The organism is Olivibacter sp. EAT-5 (assembly GCF_044784325.1).
GTDB lineage: Bacteria > Bacteroidota > Bacteroidia > Sphingobacteriales > Sphingobacteriaceae > Olivibacter > Olivibacter oleidegradans.
The window spans coordinates 3912005-3937612 of sequence record NZ_CP173028.1 but is presented as its reverse complement, the minus strand read 5'-3'; the positions used below and the strand labels follow the sequence as shown (position 1 = coordinate 3937612).

The 25608-nt window shown below is 39.2% G+C and carries 35 protein-coding genes; 28 read left to right on the top strand and 7 right to left on the bottom strand.

The annotated features are described in order from the left end of the window. The first annotated feature begins 16 nt into the window (after positions 1–16). From ACH11B_RS16200 to ACH11B_RS16125, 16 genes are all read left to right on the top strand, one after another. Positions 17–877, top strand: coding sequence for an AAA family ATPase (locus ACH11B_RS16200; protein ID WP_377609459.1), 861 nt, complete (start codon positions 17–19; stop codon positions 875–877). After that, the gene (locus ACH11B_RS16195; protein WP_377609461.1) at positions 877–1266 is read left to right on the top strand and encodes a hypothetical protein; all 390 of its coding nucleotides are present in this window, start codon (positions 877–879) and stop codon (positions 1264–1266) included. The genes ACH11B_RS16200 and ACH11B_RS16195 overlap by 1 nt, the downstream gene beginning before the upstream one ends. After that, positions 1263–1892: a helix-turn-helix domain-containing protein gene (locus ACH11B_RS16190; RefSeq protein ID WP_377609463.1), complete on the top strand. Its 630-nt coding sequence runs from the start codon at positions 1263–1265 to the stop codon at positions 1890–1892. Before ACH11B_RS16195 ends, ACH11B_RS16190 begins: the two co-directional genes overlap by 4 nt. Next, positions 1885–2037: a hypothetical protein gene (locus ACH11B_RS16185; protein WP_377609464.1), complete on the top strand. Its 153-nt coding sequence runs from the start codon at positions 1885–1887 to the stop codon at positions 2035–2037. The genes ACH11B_RS16190 and ACH11B_RS16185 overlap by 8 nt, the downstream gene beginning before the upstream one ends. Beyond that, positions 2027–2653, top strand: a complete 627-nt coding sequence (locus ACH11B_RS16180; RefSeq protein WP_377609466.1) for a DUF3164 family protein — start codon at positions 2027–2029, stop codon at positions 2651–2653. The genes ACH11B_RS16185 and ACH11B_RS16180 overlap by 11 nt, the downstream gene beginning before the upstream one ends. A gap of 2 nt (positions 2654–2655) precedes the next feature. Further along, positions 2656–2838, top strand: a complete 183-nt coding sequence (locus tag ACH11B_RS16175) for a hypothetical protein (protein ID WP_377609468.1) — start codon at positions 2656–2658, stop codon at positions 2836–2838. A 62-nt stretch (positions 2839–2900) separates the two neighbouring features. Then, positions 2901–3140 carry a hypothetical protein gene (locus ACH11B_RS16170; RefSeq protein WP_377609470.1) on the top strand — a complete coding sequence of 80 codons (240 nt, stop codon included), beginning with the start codon at positions 2901–2903 and terminating at the stop codon, positions 3138–3140. Continuing rightward, positions 3127–3384, top strand: coding sequence for a hypothetical protein (locus ACH11B_RS16165; protein WP_377609472.1), 258 nt, complete (start codon positions 3127–3129; stop codon positions 3382–3384). The genes ACH11B_RS16170 and ACH11B_RS16165 overlap by 14 nt, the downstream gene beginning before the upstream one ends. Further along, positions 3381–3629 carry a hypothetical protein gene (locus tag ACH11B_RS16160; RefSeq protein WP_377609474.1) on the top strand — a complete coding sequence of 83 codons (249 nt, stop codon included), beginning with the start codon at positions 3381–3383 and terminating at the stop codon, positions 3627–3629. The genes ACH11B_RS16165 and ACH11B_RS16160 overlap by 4 nt, the downstream gene beginning before the upstream one ends. Positions 3630–3831: 202 nt before the next feature. Continuing rightward, entirely contained in the window at positions 3832–4641 is an 810-nt protein-coding gene (locus ACH11B_RS16155) for a hypothetical protein (RefSeq protein WP_377609476.1), read from the top strand. A 21-nt stretch (positions 4642–4662) separates the two neighbouring features. After that, complete coding sequence (locus ACH11B_RS16150; protein ID WP_377609478.1) at positions 4663–4851, top strand: hypothetical protein; 189 nt, start codon at positions 4663–4665, stop codon at positions 4849–4851. Next, positions 4848–5282, top strand: coding sequence for a hypothetical protein (locus tag ACH11B_RS16145; protein WP_377609480.1), 435 nt, complete (start codon positions 4848–4850; stop codon positions 5280–5282). The genes ACH11B_RS16150 and ACH11B_RS16145 overlap by 4 nt, the downstream gene beginning before the upstream one ends. Before the next feature lie 110 nt (positions 5283–5392). Next, positions 5393–5677, top strand: a complete 285-nt coding sequence (locus ACH11B_RS16140; RefSeq protein ID WP_377609481.1) for a hypothetical protein — start codon at positions 5393–5395, stop codon at positions 5675–5677. Next, positions 5674–6069 (top strand): hypothetical protein, encoded by a 396-nt coding sequence (locus ACH11B_RS16135; protein ID WP_377609483.1) that lies wholly within the window; start codon positions 5674–5676, stop codon positions 6067–6069. The genes ACH11B_RS16140 and ACH11B_RS16135 overlap by 4 nt, the downstream gene beginning before the upstream one ends. Before the next feature lie 34 nt (positions 6070–6103). Then, entirely contained in the window at positions 6104–6538 is a 435-nt protein-coding gene (locus tag ACH11B_RS16130) for a hypothetical protein (protein ID WP_377609485.1), read from the top strand. Between the two features lie 84 nt (positions 6539–6622). Then, complete coding sequence (locus tag ACH11B_RS16125; RefSeq protein WP_404273978.1) at positions 6623–6931, top strand: hypothetical protein; 309 nt, start codon at positions 6623–6625, stop codon at positions 6929–6931. On the opposite strand, the gene ACH11B_RS16120 is transcribed toward ACH11B_RS16125, so the two are convergent. The 7 genes from ACH11B_RS16120 to ACH11B_RS16090 are packed head-to-tail and all read right to left on the bottom strand — an operon-like array spanning position 6928 to position 12614. Continuing rightward, complete coding sequence (locus ACH11B_RS16120) at positions 6928–7386, bottom strand: hypothetical protein (protein WP_377609489.1); 459 nt, start codon at positions 7384–7386, stop codon at positions 6928–6930. The genes ACH11B_RS16125 and ACH11B_RS16120 overlap by 4 nt on opposite strands. A 1-nt stretch (position 7387) precedes the next feature. Further along, positions 7388–7921, bottom strand: coding sequence for a phage virion morphogenesis protein (locus ACH11B_RS16115; protein WP_377609491.1), 534 nt, complete (start codon positions 7919–7921; stop codon positions 7388–7390). Beyond that, entirely contained in the window at positions 7918–8745 is an 828-nt protein-coding gene (locus ACH11B_RS16110) for a phage minor head protein (protein ID WP_377609493.1), read from the bottom strand. The genes ACH11B_RS16115 and ACH11B_RS16110 overlap by 4 nt, the downstream gene beginning before the upstream one ends. 44 nt (positions 8746–8789) lie before the next feature. Continuing rightward, positions 8790–10109, bottom strand: coding sequence for a DUF935 family protein (locus tag ACH11B_RS16105; RefSeq protein ID WP_377609494.1), 1320 nt, complete (start codon positions 10107–10109; stop codon positions 8790–8792). 23 nt (positions 10110–10132) lie between these two features. Beyond that, positions 10133–10645, bottom strand: a complete 513-nt coding sequence (locus ACH11B_RS16100; protein WP_377609496.1) for a hypothetical protein — start codon at positions 10643–10645, stop codon at positions 10133–10135. Positions 10646–10656: 11 nt separating this feature from the next. Further along, on the bottom strand, positions 10657–12162 hold the full coding sequence (locus ACH11B_RS16095; RefSeq protein ID WP_377609498.1) for a hypothetical protein: 1506 nt from the start codon (positions 12160–12162) through the stop codon (positions 10657–10659). Then, positions 12159–12614, bottom strand: a complete 456-nt coding sequence (locus ACH11B_RS16090; protein WP_377609500.1) for a YfeC-like transcriptional regulator — start codon at positions 12612–12614, stop codon at positions 12159–12161. Before ACH11B_RS16090 ends, ACH11B_RS16095 begins: the two co-directional genes overlap by 4 nt. A gap of 170 nt (positions 12615–12784) precedes the next feature. On the opposite strand from ACH11B_RS16090, the gene ACH11B_RS16085 reads away from it, so the two are divergent. The 12 genes from ACH11B_RS16085 (at position 12785) to ACH11B_RS16030 (ending at position 25596) form a co-directional block, all read left to right on the top strand. Then, positions 12785–13804, top strand: a complete 1020-nt coding sequence (locus tag ACH11B_RS16085) for a hypothetical protein (RefSeq protein WP_377609503.1) — start codon at positions 12785–12787, stop codon at positions 13802–13804. 63 nt (positions 13805–13867) lie between these two features. Continuing rightward, positions 13868–14983, top strand: a complete 1116-nt coding sequence (locus ACH11B_RS16080) for a hypothetical protein (protein WP_377609505.1) — start codon at positions 13868–13870, stop codon at positions 14981–14983. Then, positions 14983–15495, top strand: coding sequence for a phage holin family protein (locus ACH11B_RS16075; protein WP_377609506.1), 513 nt, complete (start codon positions 14983–14985; stop codon positions 15493–15495). The genes ACH11B_RS16080 and ACH11B_RS16075 overlap by 1 nt, the downstream gene beginning before the upstream one ends. Continuing rightward, entirely contained in the window at positions 15492–15968 is a 477-nt protein-coding gene (locus ACH11B_RS16070) for a glycoside hydrolase family 73 protein (RefSeq protein WP_377609508.1), read from the top strand. The genes ACH11B_RS16075 and ACH11B_RS16070 overlap by 4 nt, the downstream gene beginning before the upstream one ends. Then, positions 15965–16489, top strand: coding sequence for a hypothetical protein (locus ACH11B_RS16065; protein WP_377609510.1), 525 nt, complete (start codon positions 15965–15967; stop codon positions 16487–16489). The genes ACH11B_RS16070 and ACH11B_RS16065 overlap by 4 nt, the downstream gene beginning before the upstream one ends. Beyond that, on the top strand, positions 16486–17010 hold the full coding sequence (locus ACH11B_RS16060) for a hypothetical protein (RefSeq protein ID WP_377609512.1): 525 nt from the start codon (positions 16486–16488) through the stop codon (positions 17008–17010). The genes ACH11B_RS16065 and ACH11B_RS16060 overlap by 4 nt, the downstream gene beginning before the upstream one ends. After that, complete coding sequence (locus ACH11B_RS16055) at positions 17010–17558, top strand: hypothetical protein (protein ID WP_377609514.1); 549 nt, start codon at positions 17010–17012, stop codon at positions 17556–17558. The genes ACH11B_RS16060 and ACH11B_RS16055 overlap by 1 nt, the downstream gene beginning before the upstream one ends. Continuing rightward, a complete protein-coding gene (locus ACH11B_RS16050; RefSeq protein ID WP_377609516.1) occupies positions 17536–18006 on the top strand; it encodes a hypothetical protein in 471 nt (156 codons plus the stop codon). The genes ACH11B_RS16055 and ACH11B_RS16050 overlap by 23 nt, the downstream gene beginning before the upstream one ends. Positions 18007–18220: 214 nt before the next feature. Next, on the top strand, positions 18221–21790 hold the full coding sequence (locus ACH11B_RS16045; RefSeq protein ID WP_377609518.1) for a hypothetical protein: 3570 nt from the start codon (positions 18221–18223) through the stop codon (positions 21788–21790). Beyond that, positions 21787–22776, top strand: a complete 990-nt coding sequence (locus ACH11B_RS16040) for a hypothetical protein (RefSeq protein WP_377609521.1) — start codon at positions 21787–21789, stop codon at positions 22774–22776. Before ACH11B_RS16045 ends, ACH11B_RS16040 begins: the two co-directional genes overlap by 4 nt. 5 nt (positions 22777–22781) lie before the next feature. After that, a complete protein-coding gene (locus ACH11B_RS16035) occupies positions 22782–24758 on the top strand; it encodes a hypothetical protein (RefSeq protein ID WP_377609523.1) in 1977 nt (658 codons plus the stop codon). 1 nt (position 24759) lies between these two features. After that, positions 24760–25596: a hypothetical protein gene (locus ACH11B_RS16030; RefSeq protein ID WP_377609525.1), complete on the top strand. Its 837-nt coding sequence runs from the start codon at positions 24760–24762 to the stop codon at positions 25594–25596. The last annotated feature ends 12 nt before the right edge of the window (positions 25597–25608 follow it).

Below are 25608 nucleotides of genomic sequence, written 5' to 3'. Positions count from 1 at the left end.
ACAAATTAATTATCTCATGGAATTAGATAACACAACAAAGCAACAAATTACCGCTGACTTACGCAAATATGTGGATAACATGGCGGGCGGAAGTGCCAACAAAGCAAGCAAGCTATTAAAGGGTGTAAGCAATGCGTACATAAGCATGATGCTATCAGGTAAATGGGAGGCTATGAGTGATGCAGCATGGAGAAATGTACAAAAACAAGTGTCTGTTATGGGGGCTGAATGGGTTGCAGTGAATACAAAAGCAACTGATATGCTTAATTTTTTGCTTACTGACGCTAAGGCACACTCATTAACCATTGCTATAATAGGCGATGCAGGTACAGGCAAGACATTTACCGCAAAACAGTTCGTAAAGGAGCATGAAAATGCCTTTCTAGTGTGCTGTAATGAATATTTTAATCGTAAAACATTCCTTGCTGAATTACTACATGAATTGGGTAAAGACGGTGGAGGCTATACGGTTAACGAAATGATGCAAAACGTAGTTTCAACAGCACGGAAACTTGATAAGGTCATTTTTATACTAGATGAAGCCGATAAGTTAAGTGATCAGGTATTGTACTTTTTTATCTCGCTTTACAACCTTCTGGAAGGAAAGGCGGCTTTAGTTCTAATGGCAACAGATCACTTACAAAAGCGCATTGAAAAAGGGGTTAATATTAACAGAAAAGGCTACAAAGAGATTTTTAGCCGTGTTGGTAGAAAGTTTATACCGCTTCCAAAGCCCTCAACAACAGATCAACTAAATGTTATTTCCGCTAATGGTATTAAGGACGAACAAAAAGCCCTAAAGATCATAGAACAAAGTGAAGGTGATTTAAGGCGCGTTGAAAGGCTTGTACATAGCAATAAAAGAAAGGCTTCATAATGAAAAAGCTAAGCTATATCGAACAAATAAGAAGGGTTACCCGCACTAATCAAGAGCGGGTAATGTCTCTTCTTGGTTGGGATGATTTACAATATGCCCAATATCAAGAAGAAATGGGATATCTGTATTTATCACATGAATACGGTGATACACCATTCATTAACGAATTGCCCTATACTTCCGCTTTTTGGAAGTGGTTTAAGAACCAATGGGCTAAGCGTGAACAGATTTTTTTGCTAGCTGCTGACACCATGTCTTATAGAGATAGGTTAAAGGCCTATAAAGCTTTACATAACCCCGAAAGCTTTGAATTTCATCCACACCGTAAGATCATGGAGAAAAGCTATGCTAATATGATATCTAATGTTATTAAGGAGGTGGTACGATGAATATTGATGCAGTAATACAAGTTGTAGCGGATGAATATGGCGTAGCTATAGAAGATATGCGTAGTAGTTCAAGAAACCGAAAAGTTTCCGAGGCTAGACATGTAGTGTGCTATTTACTTAGAAAAGAAAGGTATTCAAAACTAGGTGTGCTACTGAATAGGCATAGGACAACTATACTCAATTCCATAAATGTAATAAGTGACATATTAACTTATGATAAGAAGCTAGAAAACAGACTCCAAACTCTAATAAAAGACATAAATAACAATCGTTTAACAACCCAAACATATATACAGGAAGAAATGACAATAAAACTTAACATCGACCAATTAGAAGGGGTAACCCTGCTTGTAACCGCTGCTTTGAACGCCTACAAGCCAGATAATCTAGGAGAAAGTTTGCTTTACGAAATTGTAGATAAGGTTAACGATAGGCTTAAAGCTAAGATCAAAAAACGCCAATTTGAAAACAGGGTAGGCACAAGTATTACATTGTCGTCTATTGAAGCTAAGGCGTTTCACTGTTGGTATAATCAAATTGTAACCATTTTTCAAGAAGACAGCTATCGGTACGAGCGTAGCGTAGCCGCTTCCATTTTAAATCAAATAGATAAGGTATATGCATAAGATTCAGCAAGAAATTGCGGAGGTAGAAGATTGGCTTCGCAATAATCCTAACAGCAATTGGGAGCACCGCTTTGACATGATAAAGAAGCTCTCTGACTTAAACGAACAATTAAACTCTTTAAAATCTACTACAAATGACAATTAAACAGCAACAGGCAAAAGACAAAGTTTGGCGTGATGAAGCGGGTACACAGATACCTTACAACCGGACTACGATGTACGAACGAAATGCAGAACGTTCAACCTTCAAATTAGCTACAGAAGCCCTTAAAATTCACGAACAGTTAGCCGCTTATAAGGAGAAGGTAAGGAACGAAGCCGAAGAGCTTTATAGGCTTTTTTGCGTTGAGAATGGCGGTAAAATCGGTAAAGGTAAGGGTAATGCTACTTTTTACAACTTTGATCGTAGTATCAAAGTAGAGGTTAGTATTTCGGAGGCTATAACCTTTGACGAAAACACCATACAGCTAGCCAAAGAAAAGCTTGACGAGGTGTTAAGCGATGGGTTAAGCGGGGCTAAAGACTTCGTAAAGCCTCTTGTTATGGAAGCTTTCCAAACCTCAAACGGAAAACTAGACACAAAACGGGTGTTAGGACTTCGTAGGTATTCAGATAGGGTGCGTGATAATCGCTATAGTGAAGCCATGCAGCTAATAGATAAATCCGTTAGGCGGCCAGATAGCAAAACATACTTTAGGGTATGGGTACGTGATTCAAATGGTCAGTATAAAGACATTCAATTAAATTTTGCAAGTATATAGTTATGAAAAAACAAATTCAATTAGAAACCGTCCTTACGGACTTTGGCAATTACCTACTTTCGGATGATCGTAGGGAGTTGTACGCCTCTCACCCTTCGCTAGGCAACAGAAACCTAGACGAAAGGCTAAGTGCAGTCAATGACGCTGATTTAACCAATGCGTTCAGCAATTCAAAACAGAATTAACCCGACTTGGAGCATGGCAGGGGGTCGTTTCCCCTGTCGGGTTCAGATAAATTAAATATCTCATGGAAAATCAAACTAAAATGATCGGCTACGAAGGCGGTGCAGAAGCCTACGAGCTAACAGCAAAGGAAAATTTGCTTATCTGGGGGCTAGTGATAGCGGGTGCTATCGGCCTACTTTTAATTTACCTGTTCTGGGAAACCGTAAGCGATTCTATTAAGATCGGTGTAGGTTTAGGTCTAGTCGCTTTTGTTGACGCACTTATATCTATTAAAAGGAGGGTTAGAAATGCAAAGAAATGAAGTATCAACAATGGAAAAGCTAACGCTAGGCGACCGATTTTACTTTGCGAATGATAAAAAGCGTTTGGTATGGCAAAAGGTTGAACATGCGGCTACCCAGACTAAGTACCGGACGTACAAGCATTTCGCTTTACTTGCTTCTGTGGTGGATAATCCCTGCATGAAGGAAGAGTACAAAAAGAACCTTGTTAAGGCGGTTAATAAAGATACTAGTGTGGTTTATTTAAGGAGGGCTATAGTATGAAATATCTACATCTTAGAACAGTTGAGTTAATTGACTTGGAATTAAAGTCAATACCAGAAAAATACCATAAAGATTTCAATTCAGCTCATGAAGGGTATGCAGTGTTATTAGAGGAAGTAAGAGAGCTTGAAAATGAAGTTTTCTTTGGTGAAAAAAGAAACGGAGAAAACCACAAGCAAAGACTTAGAGAAGAGGCGGTACAAATAGCTGCAATGGCTGCACGTATAATTCAAGAGTTGACATGAAAAAGATCGCTATACACATGGTTGGTGAGGATAATATAGCTAAGCTAGCTAAGCATTTCAACAAGCCTCTCACCGTAAAAAACTGTGAGTTTTACAAATATCTTCCTGATATAGATCAGGTAATGCCAACTCTACAGGTAGACATGTGGTATCCAGAATACGAACAAATATCATCGGATGAATTTATTAAACAGAATATTAAATGAAGACACTAGGTATAGTACAATTTCACCAGAAAAAATTTGAATTATTGGATTTAGGGAATACCCTGTATAAAACGCATTTAGGTAACATACCTCGAAGTTTTACGTGTGTTGTAGGAGGTTTCAGCGGCAACGGTAAAACAGAATATTGCGTTCGGCTGGCTAAGTTTCTTTGTGGGTTTGGTAAAGTCGGTTGGTTCTCTTTTGAACAGCGTCACGGCTTTGATTTGCAGCTAGCCACGAGGCGTAATAAGATGGAAGAGCAAAACGGGCTTTTTATCCCTATAGACCCTATTTCCAACCTTCCTCAAGGTAAAACATACCTTGAGGATATTTGCGAGTATTTAGACAAGAGAAACAGCCCTTTATCGGTATTTATTGATAGTATTGACTATACTGGATGGAAGAAAGAAGACTACCTTTTTCTAAAGGAGCGGTACGATGGTAAAAAGATACTCATTTTTATATGCCATACAGATCAAGCGGGAAACCCGCGTAAGACAATAGCTAAGGATATCATTTTTGATGGAGGTATGTTTATCTTGGTTAGTAAGTATATAGCTACTCCCATAAAAAATAGGTTTGGCGGCTTTGATTCTTATGTGATCTGGGAGGAAAAAGCGAGAGAACTAAACCCTGCCTTCTTTTCCAAAGAGTTTAAAAAACCTGTTAAGGTAACTGCTAAAAAGAAAGATCAACAACCCCAACTATTTGACAATTCTAACATCGAAAATGAAGGGATAGAAGAAAATATTGTAAACGAAAGTAAGGGGGTATGTGCAAACGATCTAATAGAAAGTGAGGGGTAAATGCAATTGTATTTTACAGAAATGGAAAAAATGGTATTTCTTGGCAAACGTGGATTTTCCATTATTTACAAGTCATCTGAAACGCATATACACGGTAGTAGGTTTGTTGACGAAGGAAAAAAAGAAGCTTTTGCAATCAAGCAAGGCAAAGAATTGCCAGTAGATATAGCCTTTCACGAGGAACTTAAAAAAGCATTGATATCGCTATGAAAAAATTTGTTTTAACTAGCCATAAGTTTACTGGTAGTATTCAGTTTTGGTTTAATGAGATTGGTATTCTTATTAACTATATGAATGAAACCGATTTAGACGAAAAGGGGCATAAATGGATGCTTGCTAACCTTCCAGAACATGAATATATGTTATCAGAGTTGGGTACAAAAATCAAGGGTAAAATTGAGGAATTACCACCTGATTTAAATTTCGAATCGTTCTACGAGCCTTATAATCACAAGGTACAAAAGAAACGGGCATTAGCACTTTGGAACAAAATGAATGATGAATCTAAATTAGCTGCTATTTTTTCTGTCAAGCCTTATTTAGCGTATTTGCAGCGAGTAAAATGGCGTAACCAAGCTGACCCGGACACGTATCTACGTAATGCAATGTATGAAACAGATTGGAACAAACAACACAAATAAGATGATAGAATTTGTATTAGCATGGATAGCATTAACGTTAGCTATTGGTCTTGATAATATTGCGTCAGAAATTAAAAAATTGAAAAGTGACATCAATACAAACAATGAGGATGAAGAAACTAAAAATAGAAGAAGTTGAATATTTGAAAAGCCCAATTAATGCGTATTGGAGCTTGGACAAGAAAAGTATTTCTGTGATTAAGGATAAGCCATATAGATACGATTATCGAAGAGGTGTTATTGATAAACTTGAAAATGATGTAATACCCTTTGGTTTTGAAGACCCTTTTATTAAGGGTCTTGATAATGCTAATTGCGCCTTCTTGAATTTTTCCGCCCAATGGATTCCGTGTACAGAAGAGGGTGAAGAGGTTTTTATTATTTCAGAAAGATGACGCCGAAACAAATACGATACGTAAGAGGTTTGCTAGCTAAAGCAGGCCTCTTAGACATGAAAGACGAGATAGTCTTTAATTTTACAAACGGGCGAACCCAAAGCCTTAAGGAAATGACCTATCACGAAACCAACGCATTAATATCTTCACTAACGGGTAAGCTTAACCCCGACCTACAGAAGCGAAACAAAATGATTGCTAAGATATTTTCATTAGCTCATGAAATGCATTGGGAATTGCCTAACGGTAATGTTGATATAGCACATATTGATAGCTTTTGCCTTACCAAAACCAAGCATAAAAAGAAGCTAAGTAAATTCACAACCGATGAATTACCTGAATTGGTAACGGTATTGGAAAGGGTTCATTATTCATTTTTAAAAGGTATTTAAAAGTAGCATTAGGTTTTTAAACTATATTTGAAGTATGAAACATTTAATTACACTGATTATCGTTTTATCTCTTTTTTCCTGTTCTAAGGAAGATAAAAATGTCAATCCCTCTATTAACCTAGCTGAAACTAGTTTTTACGCTGATGCAAACAAAACGTCCGGTAACTTGCCTTATTACCTTAAGTTGTCCTTTGTTAATGAAAATACAGTAGAGTTTTCAGAGATTTTAGGTCATCCCAATGAGGGTGTAATAAGTGGTGACGGTGTGCTACAATTGGTTTATACAATTGAAAATCCTGAAACAAACAGTCCAGTTATTAGGATAACGGGTATATCAAATGGAGATTATGCGTTTTTGAAAAATGGTGATGCTGTTAATTGGTCGATCAGTTATAACAGAGGTGCGGAAAATGAACCGCCTTACTTTTATCTCAAGCAGAAAGAGAATTACAGATTTAATAAATTATAACCCGCTAAATGCGGGTTTTTTTATGCCTAAAATGTAGGATAACTTTTTTAGCCAACAAAGCCGTTACTTTGTATTTTTGTATCAATGAGAGGCCGCCAAAAGCTTTATGATGATTTGATACAACCTAGACCAGAACCCGCAGGAAATGGTAAGCGTCTTTATATGGCGAAGCGTGACGAGGCGTTAACCTATCGATACTATTTTTACACCGTCCTTATAGGTTATTCCTACGAAAAAACACTTAATATTCTGGAAGATGAGTTTTATTTGAGTGAGCGGGCTATAATAGCCCGCCTAGACGCAAATTACGATGTATTGAAGGGTTTGTTAACTGAAAAGCCAAAAGTGTCTCAAATCAAACAAAAATACCCTTATTACAGTTGGGCGGGTTAGCCCTCTGCTGTATGATCTTCAAAAGAAACAGCAAATTTCATATTAGTTACTTTGTACCCGTCTACTCTCTTTTCCTGTGTTTGACTAATCCTATCAAAATACCCTGTTTCATCGTCTGTAAAGGACTGCATTAGCTTATACACCTCTTTGTTTAACGAGAATCTTTCTAGAGCCTTATTACGCCTTAAAATGGGTGTTCTGGTTGATGATTCATCAATAACCTGTAATGCAATTCTAAGTGTTATAATTGCGTTGACATGTTGAATGGTTTTATCAAAGCTCATTGATTGTGTGTTTGGAAAATCAATTTCCACCAATATAGCAGGAAAGTTCAAATCTGGACGAGTGTCATAATATTCCAATTGTCCGTAATCAAAATCAATTTCCTTTATATTATTGCTGTCAATTAAAGGTTGTAATACTGTAGTAACCTTATTTAATAGTACTTCTTCCATGTTAAAATGCTTTTCTTAAATGATTTATTGCGGTTGTTTTAAGCCGCGTTAATAATACTGGTGATCTCCCAATAAATTGCCGTTGTGGTATGTGGATTTTATAAGATTTAAACGTAAAACCTTGGCCTTTTGTAGTGCCTTTAGCAAATGCCCCTTTTCCTCCAAACATTTTACCTAACCTTCCTTTTTGGTGGCGGTTTCTGATAAATGTTTCGCTACGTGCTGCACGACTTATTACACCCCCGAAATTGTGAATGGAAGCGTAAGGTGTGTCATTTATGTATCGTACACCGTTTGCGATAGTTGTGAACCTGTTACCCCTTATAAGGCGTCTTGTCCTGCCAACTAGTATTTTTTGTTGTGACTTACCTTTTTGCTTCTTTTTTCTGGGTTTCCATTTGTTACCGTCATAGGCTTCATTCTTGAAGTTTTCCAGCGCGTAATTGACCATTTCATTACCGATCAGCACAGGTAATGAATTTAATTGCTTGGATAGCTTAGATTTCAGTATTCTAAAACTTATATCGGTGCTCATATTTGTGCCGATTGTTTTGCTTTTTCCAGCACATCTTTTGGTGTGCCTTCAAAATACGGGTGATCTGTAGGAAATGCTAAGCCACGTTTACCCATGTTCGTTCTAAATATTTTAGGTATTTCAGGATATGGCAGCTTGTCTTTAGGGGTCGGTGTAGCGTCAGCTAAACGCCTAACTGTTAAACGGCAATTATAATGATTTAAAGGGTAATAAACATCTAAATAAGGGTCATCTACATGCACTATAACGCCATCTAGTAAAAGGCAAATTTCCTTTGTGGTATGATCGTCAATAATAGCAACAAGCTCAATCCATGGCAATACCTCTTTTTCCTGTTGGATTTGTACCCATAATCCCGCCATTTGTGCCCCGCCTACTGCTGTTGTATATTCGGTTTCCAAATGCCTAACGTGATCAATATTGATTCGTAAGGCAGCGTCTCTAAAATCGGAAAAACTTCTAAGTTTACCATTAGCATCTATCAGTTCCCTGTTGATAGCCGCCAACTGTTGATAGTTCTTGGCGGCACTGAATTGCCAAATATTTTCACGCAGTTTTAAAAGCATGTTATAATCTGGTGTATCAAAGTCGATAGCTGTTAAATCTTCACCGTATCCATCTACAACACCCTCCCAAAGTTTTTCCACATATTGTGTTACGATTTCTTCGTCAATCCCTCCTTTCGGAGTGCCTTTGTTTTTCCATACTTTTAGAACCATGTTTAAAAGCTTTTCAAACAAGTTGTTTTCTTCTTGATCAGTAAGAGAAAGTTTTACATTGTGATCGGAACAACAAGAAGAGTATAACTTATCAATATTTGACATTAATTCAGTATGTGGCAATGTTTCAAGCCCCGCAATAGCATTGATTAGCTTTGCGGGGCTAGGCCGAAAAAATACTTAGCTTTTTCCCATAATGTTTTTGTTTCAGCGGATAAGTTTTTGTTCTCTTCCTGCTTAGGTGTAATGGCTTTTTTAAAAGCTTCTTTTTCCTCTTTTTTGGCTTTTACTTGAGCGTCAAAATCTTTGGGTTTGGTTAGCCCGTATTGCTCGTATAGACTATCAACATCATAAGGCAAACCAAGTTCTTTTATCATTCTTATATGAATTTCAAACCGTTCTTTTAAACTTAGTTTTTCTTCACCTTCACCTTTTACAATGAAATAGCCGCCTTCTGTATCTATACCGTTCGCTTGAAGTATAGGCACAAACTTTCGGTTTAGTATTCTTCTTACGTAATCACGCAAACCTTTAAAAATATCGTCCTGTTGATCACCATGCTCTTTACTTTGGGCGTAACCGCTGCTTGAGCTGCTTGTAGTGGTTTCGGTAACGGTTAATAGTGCTACACTCATTTCTTGGTTACAGGCGTTCTTAAGCAAGTTATATAGTTGTCCATCACCAGTACTGGGGTTTTTTTCAAACCGCAATGAAGAGCCTTTAGGTATTACAGCGTAGGCCGCGCTACCTGCTTCGTCCAAAGCCTTTTCTAATTGAGCCTTTTGCGTTTCGTCATAGCTGTCATATTCGCCAATTCTAAAAGGCATCCCGAATATTTCAGCAAATTGCGCCCAATCGCCAAAATTACCGCGCTTATAAACTACGTATTGCACTACGTCAAAATAAGCTCCCAGATCGTCCGGCTCTCCAATCTCCATACAGGTTTTTGCATAAATACCTTCTCTTATGTTAAGCACCGGTTCAAAACCGTTTTGCTCTCTAACTAGATCGCCTGTTTCAGGACGGCAATGTTTACGGGGCATCACCCAAAGATTAAAACCCTCTTTTGTGAAATTGCTAAACTCTATCCATGTAAGCCCCCATAAAATAGAGTTTACAATCTCTTTTAAAGTCTTATCAAATTCTACTGTATCAATAAGATCGTTAACACGAGGTATCACTTTACCCATTTTACTGAATTCCCATTCTGCACCAGTAACTGCGTTAAACAGTTTCTTTCTAAGACCCGTAAGGTGTCCATCTGACTTTATGTTTCCATAAATATCATACAATAGGCTTCTATTTGGGTTTGTGGTGCTTTCTGCTGACTGAATAGCCAGTTTTACTTTTTGTATGTCAATAGGTTGCCTGTTGATCGGTCTAATATTGATTTCCTGCTTAACAATATTGATTTGTTTGGAAAGATCTTCTTTGCTTTTTATGTTTATTCCTTTAGTTCTCCTAGCCATTTTTTTAAAGTTTTAAAAGGGTTTTAAAAGTGGTTTTCCCGTTTTGGGTTACTGCCATAAGTGATAGTTTGGGCGGGGTTGCTGCCTGTTACGGGGTCGGCAGGTTTAAAAGGCCAATTGCGTGGCGTTATCTTTCCTGCTTGAATCTTAGTTAGTGTGTCTATGGCTTTTTCGTATCTGTCCTGTATTACCGCGTAGTCTACTCCAACATTGGCAACGCCAATAAAATACCATGAGGCACACACTACACATAATCCTTTCAAAAGAGGGTCGCGATTATCCGTAATTATAGGTTCTTCGTCTTCATCGTCTAGAAGCTCGTTTTCAAAATCTTCTGGATTTAATACTTCGTCAAAACCTCCAATGATGTGAGCCGCGGCAAAAAGCGTAGCGGTGTCAAACCTGTTCATATATCCCGCTACCTCTTCTATCCCGTAAGTGATGGCGTCATTAAGGTTTTTTTCATCATCCCGTGAAATAGCGTCAATCTTTTCCCCATAAATAAGGGTCATTATGTCTGTTCTGTTTATAAACATATCTTTAAAATTTACATTCGTTTTGAGTTTGGTTTTCTTTTACCCCACTTTGTGGCGTTGGTGTCTGTTGATGCAGATTTTGTGTTAACAGCAAATACAGCTCCTTCTACTGCGTCTGGACCGTCATCGTGCGCCCTGCTTGTTGGTGATAAAGCTTTAAATTGTGCCTCCATCGCTTCTTGGTGCTGCGAAGTTTTCAGACTGATATCGAACCAAAGCTTTTCATTTCTATTTAATGGTTCTAAAAGGCTTTCTATTCTGTAAAACTTTTCGGGCTTAACTCTTTCATCGGCTTTAAGTGGTAAAGTGATGCCATGACGTTTATTGGCGGCTGTTATTTCTAATTTAATTGGGTCATCAATACTAGGCCACTCTATAAGACAATAAACGGGGGTTACACCGTTCACGTCTTTCAGTATTTCATAATACCAATCAAGCATATTGGCTGTTGTAGTTTGCGCACAATATGTTTTCTTTACGTGATATTCATCTTTCCATTTGCCAACCAAAGCAAGTGCTTTAAAGTCGTTTTTTTTACCGCTTTTATAGCTAGGGTCACAATAAGCTACTAGAAACTTAAATGCTTTATATGGAGCAGTAGACTTGTAGTTAAGCTTTTTGAACACCTTACCGTTAACAATCGGATTGTTGAAGTATTCGCCTTGTCCAGAAGCGTAACTGATCTTAGATAAAACACGATCAATCATTTCTTCTGTATTCTTTTGCGGCCAAGTAGATTTGCCGTGCTTATTTCTGATGTTTACTATTTCATAATCATCAGCCATTGCCATTGCTTTGAGCATACAGCAATTTTCAGCAATGATATTACCGCAAAATATAACTAGTAATGGGTTACTAATACTACGTGTACCTAGAAACGCTCTTTCTATCCAATTCCAATCATTGTCTACTGTATCTGGGTTTCTGCAATCTTCATCGGTGTCAAAGTCATCTATCAATAAAACGTCCGGTCTTATTTCTTCATTCCTAGTTCCTCTAGGGGACTGACCTTTACCAATAGCTCTAAATGCGACCCCTTTTCTAGTAATAAACTCATCTGCTGACCAAGAACCGTATTGTTCCTGTACGCCATAATCCGCAATTATTCTAGGGTTTTTCTCCAGGTTCTTTTTGTAGGGCGCAAGTAGGCGTTCAGCGTTGTCTTTGCTGTTGGATGTAAGTACAATATTCTTTTTTTTTTCTGTTAGTGTTAGGTAAAGCACCTCCATCATTGTTAAGCCTGACTTAGATAGCTCACGGCTCCAAGGTCTTGCTACATACCATTCGGGGTTGTTGATTACACCCTTTGAACTTCTGATATGAAAGTCAGCGGGTTCACTTGTGCAGTATTGAGAAAAATAATACTTTTTCCATTCTTCAAAATTACCTTCAAGCTTTTCAATGCGTTTTCTTTTGTCTTCTGGACTTTCGCTAAGGTCTACAGGAGTTTGCCTTTGCATGTTTATTACAAACTCGTCCCAATCGAAAATAGCCCGCTTTTCTGCTGTACTTATCATTTTAGGAGAGTTTTAATAAAGATGTCAGCCCACTTGGTTATAAGTTTGGCCTCGTTTAGGTTTTCTTTGCTTACAAGTCCTATGAACTTCTTTAGCACTTGCATCGTTTCGCCTAGCGATACATCTTGCTCTAGGTTTTTGATTGCACCGGAAAGTTTAACTAATGTATCGGCCTCTTTACTGTTTGCAAATCTCTTTCCCTCTTCGCGTTTCATAATGAAGTCATTAAGCTCGGTTACTTGCATGTAGAACCGCCTTAATTCTGATTCAGCCGTAACTATGAGCGATTGTCTTTGCCGCTCCCAGTTTTCGGAGTTGACCCATTTGTTAATAGTTTGTTTGCTTACTCCAACTCGTTCGGCTAACGTCTTTTGTTCCGTCACACCTTCTTTGGTGTAGAGGATATAAGCGTGCTCTTTTTTTTGTTGGATAGAGTTGCTTTTTACTGCCATATTTTACCGTTTGTGAAGCAAAAATGACCTATTAAAAGGGGCTAAAAAACTCGACAAACAGAGAGTGTACAAATAGAGTACATTGCATGTACAATATGCGTACACGCTCTTTAAACGCGGTTTTTTAAGTCAAATTACCGCCTTTTCTTTGCCTCAACAAACGACAAAAAATGTTAAGAGGTAGCAAAAGAATAGTCATTACTACAGAAGCGTTAAACCGTTTTAAATTTTGGGTTTTAACGTCCGGTATAAACCTTTCGCAATACGAAAAAAATCCACTGTTAATCTTTAAGCATGAACGCACCACACGTGACAGTTTGCCAATTGGTCAAATGGTGGACTTACAAATAGAAGAGGATAATAGTATTACCGGTGTGCCGCTTTTCGATCCAGACGATGAGTTTGCCGTTAAGCTTCACGGTAAATACGAAAAGGGTATTATCAAAATGGCTAGTGCCGGATTGATACCTGTAGAATGGAGTGATGCCCCACAATTTTTAAAAGAGGGTCAAGAGTTGCCAACTCTTGTCAAATCGGTTTTAGACGAGGTTAGTTTGGTTGATCGTGGCGCAAATGACGAAGCCTTAACCCTAACTGATGCCAACGGTAAAAAGATTGAACTATCTGCCAATGGTGGAAACCCACTTATCCCAAAACTTAAAACCAAAATAGAAAATACAATGAAAATTATCGAACTGAAAAACCCAGACAGTTTATTGTCTGTTCTGTGCCTTTCTGCTGATGCTGATGAAACCGCTATCGTGGCTGCTGTTAAGAAGATTGCAGATAGCAATGTACAATTATCAGCAAAAGTTTCTACGCTAACTGATGATCTGGCAGCTAAGACAAAGGAGCTTGAAAGAGTTGAACTAGCAGCTAAGAATGCCAAAATTGAAACGCTTGTACAAAGTGCTGTAGATGCCCGCAAAATTACTGCGGATGAGAAAGCCGGATATGTGGCTTTAGCCGCTAAGGACTACGAAAGTGTAGAAAGTATCTTGTCTAAAAAACAAGGTCAACCAACCGCCCAACAAGCGTTTAACCAAGCCGCTACTATCGGTGGCACCAATACAAATCTTTCATGGGATGATCTGGATAAATCCGGAAAGCTAGTAGAGCTTAAAGCCTCGAATCCTGACCAGTTTAAAGCGCTCTTCAAACAGAAGTACGGTAAAGATTATAACGGTTAATCACTTATCACAATCTGTTAAAAACCCATTTAAAACACTTTTAAAACTTAAAAAAAACGAACAATGAAGAAAATTGAAATTAAATGGACTAGCCTTTTTTACAATGTTGTTATTGCGGCTTTAGTCTTGGTGTCCTTTTTTGGACTTAGTGTTGAAACCTTAGCAAGTTCCGTTGCAGTCGGTGTAACATCGGGTGTAGCTCTTGGTTTTGTTTCTTCCAAAGGTTTGGCTTTTATGGCTGTTCAGGTTGAAATTTGGCGGAGTCATATTGAAGAATCCTTATTTGCTGACAACACATTTCTAAACCATATAAGTGACGTTGATCAGGACAATATACTAAACGGTAAAATTGTTCATATACCTCAATCTGGTGGAGGTAGTAAGGTTGTCAAGAATAGGACTGTAAAACCCGCTCAAGTAAGAACACGTACCGATGATGAAGTACTTTATCGTATTGACGAATATACATCAGACCCCGTACATATCTCGGATGCAGAAACCAAAGAATTAAGCTATGATAAACGTGATTCGGTAATCCGTGAAGAGTTAGACGCTTTGGCAAATGAAACAGCAGAAGGCGTTTTAGAAAACATCATTAGTAGCCCTGTAGGAGGTTCAAATAGTATTCCGGCAGATAATATTTTATTGACAGAAGGCGAAGCGGTAGCAACTGGTTTGGCGGGTGCAACAGGAAACCGTAAAGCATACGGTTTAAGCGATCTGCAAAAGATGCGAAACTTTATGAAAAAGCAAAACGCATGGCGTGAAGGTCAAATGTATGCCTTGTTAACAGCTGATGCTGAAACGCAGATGTTCCCGGCAAATAGCATGGTGACCGCTACTTATATGGCGCAAGTTACAGAAGAGGAAAGACGTAACGGGGTTATGTATAAGTGTCAAGGATGGAAATTGCTTTCCAGATCAAGTGTATATGTACTTGATGAAAACGGTAATTTCAAAACCTATGGCAGTGAGATTTTACCTACTGATGATGAGGGGTGCTTATTCTGGAATAAGAACATGGTGGAAAAGGCCTTGGGGCAAACGGTGTTCTTTGATGACATGGGTAACCCTGTTTGGTACGGTGATATTTATTCCTTTCTGGTTCGTATTGGTGCTAGAGCTAAACGTAAAAACTACGAAGGTGTAGGTGTATTACGTCAAGTAGTTAGTGTGTAATGAGTTGGTTTGAAAAGCTGTTGAAAACCTATGGGTATGATAGTTTGGCGCATATCGGCGAAAGCCTTGCGCCAAGCTTCAAATACACTGGTTATACAGTTGGCACAACTATGATCAGTGCTATATCGGTGAGTATAGATAGGATATTTGGGCTAGACGCTTATGCTTTCTTTGCTTTCTTGTTGGTTCTCTTCACTGAATTGATAAGCGGTATCACCGCTAGCAGGGTAAGGAAAGAAGAGCTAAGTAGTATGAAGTTAAGCCGATTCTTGTTTAAGGTGTTCTACTACCTCGTTTTGATAGCTGTTCCCTACCTCTTCGCTATATCATTTAAAGATCATAGTAAGGATATGGCGGCGGTTGTGTTTGACTGGATGCATGTGTTTCTAGTCGTTCAAATCGTACTGGAAAACATGATATCAATTCTTGAAAACATGGCAGTAATCAGCGGCAAACCAAAAACACATATCATCAATAAGCTTACCACCAAAATCGAAAATCTTTTAAAATGACGAGACAAGAGTATATAAAACTTATTGCCCCTGTAGCACAAAAAGTTTGTAATGGTACAGGTCTTTTTGCTAGCCTTTTGATAGCTCAAGCAATAGTTGAAAGTCATAACGGGGCAAAGAATACGCTTAGTTTGCTTGCATCTAAGTATCACAATCATTTTGGTATAAAATCGTCTAAGGGTTGGACTGGTGCAGTAGTCAATTTAAGAACACGTGAAGTGTTCAGCAATAAAGATGTATACATAAAAGACGGCTTTCGGGCTTACCCATCCTTAGAGGCTGGATTTGCTGATAGAAACCGCTTTTTGACGGTAAACCAACGCTACACCCGTGCGGGTCTGTTTTCTGCTAAGACACCCGAACAACAGGCTATTGCTTTGCAGGTAGCGGGATACGCTACTGACCCTAATTACGCTAAGGTATTAGGTCAGGTAATTAACGGTTCTGGTAATCTTAAGCAATACGATGTATGAAAACTAGAGAAGTAAAGAATATAGGTTTTCTTCTAGCGTTAATAGCGGGAGCTTTGCTTGCTACCCTCTTTTGTAGCTCATGTGGTAGCCGCAAAATTGAAACATCAAAAAGGGTGGCTATTAGCGAAACCATTGCTGAAACTAAGGGGGTAGATGCAAAAACAATTACTGAAACTAAGGAGTTTGGCGAGCGGTTAAGCGGTTCTATTCCCGTGAAAATACTGCATAGCGATAGTTCTAACGTAGTTATTGAAAGCAAAGGCGGTAAACTTACTCTTTCAAACAAAGGTGGTAATCTCAATTTTGATTTAGAAGCTAAACCGACCAGTACTACTAACACTTACAACGAAACCCATTTAACGGCCGATAGTACGGCTACATCAAATATCAATATAGATCAAGAGGAAAGCGACAACCGTAAAACGTGGTCGCTCCCTCCATGGGTTTGGGCAATAGCTGTTTTGATTGCTGTTGGTATTGTAATCCGTCTTTTAAAAACATTTAAAATCTTTAAAAAATGAGTAATAAAACAAAAGAAACGCTTGCATTTCTTTTTGCAAGAAACAAAGAGGTAAAAACCTATTACAAAACATCGGATGGACAATTCTTTTCGGACAAAGAACGCGCATACACCCATGCAAATGACTTGAAGAATAAAAATGTAGAACCGTATAGCCGATCTACTTACGAAACCGTTGCAGACCTCCGCGCTTTAATTGCGAATAAAGCCGAAAAGGAACAGGCAGAAGTCGAGAAAACCGAAAAAAAACAAGCTTACTTAGCGCTTAAGCAAGAACAAGCTGATAAAGAAGATCAGGAGAAAGCAGAGCAAGAAGCTAAAGTACAGGCTGTAAAAGAGGCAGAAGAAAAATTAGCCATGGAATCCCTAAAACAGGCCGCAAATGAGGTTGATAAAAATGCAGCGAAAGAAGCGGATAAAACGGTAGAACTGGAAGCCGTTACTCCTGTAGAAGTTCAGGAGGAAAAACCAGTAAAAGCAACTAAAGGTAAAACCACTAAAACCACTAAAACGACTAAATAATGGCAGATTTCATTTATAGAGGCTTTAAAGCTTATCGCTTGTACAAATTGTTAGAGGATGGCACGTTTGATAAAACTAAGCCGCTTTCTTATGGTAAACTTTTGGCTGATACTGTCAAAATCACACCCGCTTCACCTACTACCAATGATATATTTGAGGAGGGCGACCCCGTTAACCCTGTTATATCTGACGATACACCAGGTGTTACAAATATTGCTATGACACTCATGCAGCAAGACCCTAAAGTTAGGCGCGATCTGTTAGGTGAAACCTTGACAATGGTTGATAATCGTGTAGTAGCCGCTGATTTTGGTGACGTAAAACAAATCTTTATGGCTATCGAATTAGAGAACCGTAACGGGCTTATTAAGCGTTTTAACCGAATCAAAGTAAATGCGATGGATGAAGGTAACTATCTGGAAACAGCGTTTATGCAATTACCTGTCAACTTTAAAGTAATGAAGCCATTAAATGCTGCATTGCCTGTTAAAGAGACTATTTATCCCGTTGGTGTAATCATGCCAGATGATGAGGAAGTTGCAGGATAGGACACCTGAAATAAAGGCTGTTGATGCTCTACTAAACAGAGGGGTAAGCTTTGATTTGCGCTTACCCGCTCCGTTTAGGTGGTTTAAGAAAACATTATCCCTAACCTTAACACATACCTATTACGGGATAAGCTTGCGGATTAGTAAAAGGTTTATAAAATGTGGCATAAACCCTAAAAAACTGCAAGGTATTACAATAGCGGATGTATTGAACTTATATGCAAATCATGGTGTTAGCCTTAGTAAGATCGTCGCTTTATCTATTATCAATAATGTGTTTTTGCTTTGGTTGGTAACCCCGTTAGCATGGCTGCTTAGAAGTTTTTTGAAAGATAGCGAAATGGCAATGCTGCTCGCTACGATCATGAGTTTTACCGCGAATGAGGATTTCGTAAATATTATCTGTTCAACAGCGGGAATGTTGGTAACGACACCGCCGGAAAAATAGAGCCAAAAAAGGAAAGGGAGTTAAAGACAGTAGGTCTACATAGCCCTTTAGGTCTGGTTTACTTCCTTATGAAAGAACTAGGCAAAAGCAAATGGTATATCCTTAATAGGATGACCACATTTGAGATAAATGAAATGTTGGCAGATCAGCCAAGAACTATTGAAGTTCCCAAAGTAATAGAAATATCTGACGAAGATTTAGACAAGTATTTTTAATGAACGATTTAGAGCCTATAAGACTTGATTTCCTTACCAACACACCTACTTTCTTATCGGAGTTAGAGCGTGCTAGAAACGGAACGAATGACGCCACTAGGGGAATGTCAGCGGCCGTTTCCGCTTTTAATGCGCAAAGTAGTGCTGCATTTGCTTCTGCTGCTGCCAGTGCTAGGGAATACACGCAATCGTTATCCGGGATAAATACCCAAAATTTGAGTTTAGCACAAGGCGTGGCGTTTGTTTCCCGAAACATTGAACAGTTAGAGGCTGATTTGCTTACAATGTACCAAGATGTAAAGAAAGTGTTTGACCCTGCTGTTATTGCGCAATACAATCAAAGAATTAGAGAAACACAAAGCGAGATAGCTAGGATTCGCGGGATTGGTGTTGATAATCCAAGTATAGCAAGCACAACCGTTCAATTTAACGGATTACAGAACAGTATCAACCAGATCACGCGTGAGCTTCCTGCTTTTACGTATTCCGTTCAAACTGGATTTATGGCAATATCAAACAACCTTCCCATACTGTTTGATCAGATTGCCAGAATAAGAGCAGAAAACGCGGCACTTGCGGCACAGGGTCAAGCATCAGTACCCATGTGGAAACAACTTACTACAAGTGTTTTTGGTTGGGGTACAGCATTGAGCTTGGCTATAACTTTAACTACTGTTTACGGTAAAGAGATTGGAAATTTTATAAAATCTCTTTTTGAGGGTAAGAAAGGTCTTGATGCTTCAAAGGAAAGTTTGAACGCTTTGAATGCTACACTTAAGGATACGGATTTTAAGAAGGCTACAACGGGTATGGCTGAACTTAAAACTAATGTTGATCTGGCAAAAAAAGGCTTATTATCTAAAACGGATGTAGTAAAGCAATACAATGAGGGCGTAGGTAAGACAATCGGACAGGTGAAGACTTTAAACGAGGTTGAAGCTAAAATGATCGAAAAGGGTGACGCCTATGTTAAAATGATGCTTTACAAAGCAGCCGCTACTGCTGCATTGGCAGAAGCGGGCAAATCCGCTATGGAACAAATGGTAGAGCTTAACAAGACGGATGAACAAAGTATTGATTATCTATCAAGCGGTTTAGCCAATTCCAATGACCCTAAAGTACAGGAGCTATATCGAAGGAATGCGAAACGAAACAGGGAACAGGCCGCAAAAGAATTTGAAGAGCGGCAAAAAACATATGAACAGATTGCGGCCGACTTCCAGAAAAGAGCGGCCGAAACCGCTAAGGCAAACGGTTTGGATTTTTTTGGCGGTGATAGTAAAGTATCAGCCTCCATTGTTAGACAAAGGCAATCATTGATTGATAAGATCACGGAAATAGATAAAGAGTACGCCCGTAAATCTATGACATCCGATGAGGAGGAATTACAGGCTTTACGGGATAAGTTTCAGAAGATCAGAGAAGAGGTACAAAGGTTCAACGCCAACCCTAAAAACAGTAAGGTTAAAATATCACTTTCAGGATTGGACGAAACGCAAAAGAATGCTGAAAGTGATCTTACCTACAGGCAACAGACTGAAAAGCTAAAAATTGAAATGGATAGGCAAAAAGACCTGTTCGCTCAATTTGAAGATTATAAAAAGTCTGTCAATCTAGATAGTGCAAACGCCCGTTTTAAAAATGATAAGGCGGCCTATGATCGGTATAGCGATTATGTACAAAGCGAAATTGACAAGGTTAATAACGGTGCTTCTGGACGTTCGTTGACCGATGTTGAAAAGAAGCGTATTGAAGAGTTAACCAAGATCAGGAAAGGCGCGTTATCTGACGAGAAAAAGCAACGTGATGACGATTATAAAACTGCTTACGAAGCTGCATTATCATCAGAACAGAAAATTGCAAAGATTAAAGCTGATTATGCAAAGAAGGCCGCTGATCTGGGTGACCCTAATAACGATGAACTTAAAAGACGACGTGATGAAGAAATAGACGCTGTAAACGATGAAGCGGCTAAAAAGCTTGAAGTGTTCAAGCGGATGTATGAAGATATTGACTACTTAAGTAGCGAATCTGCAAAGCAGTCTATTGCCGATGCAAAGAAAATGCTTGCCGATCTGGTAGCTAGTGGTAAAATCAGTAAGGACTTGGCTAAAGAGATAGGCCGTAACCTAGCAAGCGCAACCGATAAAGTAGATAGCCGTATGCCTGACGGTTTGCGTCAAGTGGCTAGTGAACTTGGTAATATCTCTTCAATTGTTGGTGAAGTTGACGAAGGTTTTGGCAATGTTCTGGGTTCAGTAGCTAATATTATTGGCGGTGTGGGTGATATCCAACGCTCTTTGATCGCTTTACGCGCTGCACAACAAACAACTGGTATTGATAAGCTTCTTGGTTTGGCGTCTGGTAGTTTAGGCATATTCGGTGCATTGTCTGGTGGCATGATGTCTATATTCAACCTATTTTCATCGGCCTCACAAAAACGTGAAGAGCAATTTAGGTACTCACAGGAATTTCAGGTAAAGCAGAATGAAGCTATAATTAAGGTGCTTGATAGGCAATTAGACCTTATAAATGAAATTTACGGGACGGAACGTTTAACAAAATACAAAGAAGGTTTAGACGAAATATTGCGTTTAGAAGCACAATATAGGTCGGAGCTTTCAGGTAGTTATCTATTGTCAGGTAATAAAGAGCTTGACCAATATCTAACGCAACTAAATACGGGTCAAAAGACCCTTAAAAATTTTGAAGATCAGGCTAAATCACTTAGGCGTCAATATGAGGTGAGCCGCGAAAATAGCCCTTTGTTAGCACAAGGTTACTTAAATCAAGCAACGGCTTTAGAAAGCATCATTAGACAGATCGGTAAAACAACTCAATTGACGGGACAGGAAACTATTGACGAGTTGTTAGCTCTTTCCGGTTCTTTTGATGAGGCAACACAAAAAGCGTTAGATAATCTGGTAGACCTAGAGCAAAAGAATAAGGACATCATTGATAACCTGAAAGCGGAAATTACAGGCACTAGCTTGCAAAGCTTAATTGATAGTGCCCGCGATGCTTTTGCTAATGGCGGTGAAGATTCAGGAGAAGCTTTTGCAAAAGCTTTTAACAAGGTAATGGAAGAATACCTTTTGACCCGTTTTTCCCGTGAGTTTTTAGAAGATAAAATGAAAGATTGGTATGACGCCTTCTACGATCTTTCTAAGGATGGTTTGACGGATAGCGAGAAAGAGCAACTAAAAAAGCAATGGGAGCAAATACAAAAGAAAGGTAGTAATTATCTGGACGGATTAAAAGACGCTACAGGTATTGACCTTACAAATAATGAAAGTTCATCTACTGGTTTAAAATCGGAGATAGCTCGAGCATCGGAGCAAACCGTATCTGAATTAACTGGTATTACACGTGCTGCATTTGATGTAAATAAGAGAATGAGTGAAGATATCAAAAAAGGGCTCGATGCTACGCTACAGATTGCGCGTAACTCCGCTGCAACCGCTGAAAATACTGCACAAACAGTTGTAGAACTTAAAAATGCTGTAAGTGAATTGAAAGAAATTAAAAATAATACAAAACAAACTTCCAACGGTTACGATAGACCATGAGTATAGTAAATACATACACATTGAATAATAAGAATATCCGTACATCGTACAGGATAATTCCTGCTATGTCTACTGGTAGTTTTATTGCTCTTTCCGGTGCATGGGATATGCCGTCACGTATAGGTACAACGCACCGTGATTGGGGGTATCAAGGGATAGAACCGTATGTTAATTCTGATGAAATACGCTTTGGCGGTCGTGACATAGATTTTTACGGGGTCATAAACTCAATTTCCGAGAATGACGCTTTACGACAATGTTATGCGCTGTATAAAGATATCGATTCTTTTACTGGATTAGTACCTCTTACAAGTTCGCTGTTTGGTACTTGGAATGTTTATGTACGCGGTGAAATTACAGGTACTTATTTGCATAACGGCACATCGTTAATCCATATTCCATTCCGTGAACCTATTGTGGACTTGAGCGGCGAAATGCCTAGAAACATACTTGACTTTAGTCCTATCAATGTTGGTGGGTTGCTTCTAGATGGCAGCGGGTTTACCATAACGGTTGGACAATTGAATAATGACGGATATGGAATAGATGGATATATGTTCAAAAGCTTAGGGCTGTATGTAATTGGGTTGGACGGTCGATATAACCGCCCTGCTCCTAAAACTGGTCAATTCATTTCATACAATACAGAAGGTTATAAGATCACTAAAACAGGATTACGGGAAATAACACTAAGAGCGGCTATAGATCAGCCCAATTATAATGCTTTTAAAAGTGTTTTAAAAGGTTTGTGTGTGCTTTTTAAAAAGGAAGGTCTACGGTACATAACCAAAAAGAATGATGCTTTAAGAGATTTCTTTGTGAAAGACGGTTTTCAGGTTACAAACATAAAATGTTATGGAGGCCGTTTCACTGCTCTTATAAGTATCAAGATGACAGAAGTTAATTCATTCACCGACTGGAATGTTTTAAACACTTCTAAAGGACAATTCGTACAGTCGGATATTGGTAATATCATAATCACTTAACTATAATGACTACAGAAGAAAGATTAAGCTTACTGGAAGGGCAAATATCATCGTTACTAGCCCTCTTTACCCCCCAACAACCAGTGCGATTTTGGCAGGGAATGAGTCGTACAGACGTTGTTAACCTGCTTGACAAGATTATGGTGGGTGTTAATCAGGACGGAACAACTAAATATACGGATGTTAACAAGCTGGTTAATCTAATAAGCTCCGCTACAGGGAGCGGCATTGAAGCTCCGCCGACACCCGGCACTGTACTCCCTGCACCCGAACAGGCGAATAAGATAACGGTATTACCCAGCGGCAACTACACACAGCCCGGTGGAGGGACCTTAACGGTTGATCCGCTAACATTAACCATTGGTTTTTGGGATGGGCAATCATGGACTAAGCCGATTGTCATACCAACGGAGATTGATACAAGTGTGTTGGTTGCCAAATCTGTGATTAATCAGCCTAACGGAGTAGCGGGGCTGGATGAAAATGGGGAGTTACCGGGTTATGTCTCGGTTTCAGAAAAAGGTGCAGCTGGCGGGGTTGCGCCCCTTGACCAAAACTTGAAAACGCCCGTTGAGTACATTCCACCCCTTCCTTATGCCTCTGAATCGGACTTCAATCCTGTCAAATCATATGTTAATGATATTAAACCATTATTAATAGCTACTGATATCGAAGGTTACTTGATTGCCTTCCTTGATTCTGAAAACCATTTATTAGGAGGATGGCGCAGTGATGGTAGCTTCGACGTGCCAAAATTATTGGATGCTAGTGTCTCATTTGCCAAACTGAAGGAAGATGCGACCGAATTAATGTTAAAATCAATTAATCCCGATACAGGATATATAGGCGGCTGGTTCGATTCAGAAAATCGAATCCTCTTAGGAATAAAAAGCAATGGCCAGGTGAATATCCCAAGCCTATCTACGGGAGGAGGCGCAATATTTTCGCAGCTGAATGTGGAGGACACCGGATATATAGCAGGTTGGTTTGATTCAGAAGGAAAGATTCTTTTCGGCATTAAAAGCAACGGGCACGTGGTCTTTATAAATGATGATGTAGAGGATTTAAAGTCAAGGGTTTCCGTATTGGAAAATGGGGATACCGGTATAAAACTTGTCGACTGCGTAGGCGATAGTCTCACAGCCGCCACATATCCAGACAGACTTAGCGCCTTATTGGGAAGCGGATATCAGGTTATGAATAGAGGGGTGGGAGGTGAAAATGTTCCTACCATAGCGGCTCGAGTAGGAGCTGTTCCGGCGGTTTTGAGCTCCGATATAATCTTACCAGCCTCATCTTTGGAACGAGTATTAATTGCTAGCTACGATGTCGTAACCAATAGATTAAAGAATCAGTATGATGGTAGAACTGTTAATTGGATAAGGCCTCCTGCCAACACTCTGAATCCGGTATTTGTAGCAGACATAGAATGTGAACTTATAATAGAGGGAGCCCCTGACCAAGTATCCACACCCGATACAAAAATATACTTACGCAGATTGGTTAATAGCGATAGTCCAACGCAGCTTAAAGCGGGCATGCCTATTTATACAGTTACAGCGGCCAAGTATAAAAAGCCTTATGCCGGTGTTTACTGGATGGGGCAAAACAGAGGTTATGATATTGACGGAGTCGATGATAATTCTGTGTTAATCGACTACTATAGGCGGCTCATTGAATTTTTAGGAACCCCAAACTACATAATAATAGGATTGCACACCAATTCGGCAAATTATAGGGCTGATCTTGAAAGTTTGATGTTAAGGGAATTTGGGTTACGCTACATTAATCTTAGGCAATACATGACACTATATGGATTAAAAGATGCAAATCTTACACCTACCCCAGAAGATATAACCGCAATGGCACAAGGAATGACGCCCCCGCAGTTATTGTCTGATGGTATCCATTTCACAGGTATTGGATACCAACTTATTGCAGAATTGGTATACAAACGAATGAAACAATTAAATATAGCATAAAATGGCGAATGGACTTATGATCAAGTTGCCTGTAGCAGCTACAGACAACACTTTACCCAAATTACCAGTTGCTCTAAACAGCGGCAGTTTGGTTCTTATTGACAACAACAAGGACATGGTAGATATTGATGGATTCAAAGCTTTAGTAGATGCGGCGTCTACAGGCAACCCTTCATTACCATTAATTAACAGAGCGGCAGATAATGCTGCCGCTCTAGGAATATCGGACGCCTCCATATCCGTTGTATGCAGTGCTTCCAACAAGCTTCTTTTGAGCGAAACAACGGCCAAAGGAGGTTTACACATAGCCCATAATTCGGTAAGCACTGTAGGAACAGGTAGCCGGATCGCTATGTCTGCTGGCATTACGTCTTACTTGTCCAACAACAGAGATCATAACATTTTCGCGGCAGTGTGGGCACGGATAACCCGTATTGGTGAAGCTAGACTCCAGTATCTTCTAAATCTTGGGTTCAACGCGAACAACAATTTTGCTACAATTAATCTGAGCAGTACAACAACTATTGGACGTGGGGATATTGGAGTAGAGAGGGTTGGGAATAGTGAAACTCTAGGCTTAATTAAAGCTATTGCTGCTGGGCCATTCAACCAAAGAAACGCGGAACAATCAGCCGCCATCGGTGCGCTATTGATGTCGTGGTTTCAGTCAAACGTAGTTGGCGCCACTGGGGATGGTCTGATACTTTACAGGCTTTATGTCGAAGATTTGACCGTTTCGGGCAGAACATATGAACAAGCTAAATTCGATGACGATGCCTTTTATTCTTCCGCAATAACTGGAAGGCTTGCTGGAGATACTTGGACTAATCCGATCTAATAGTACTAGGTA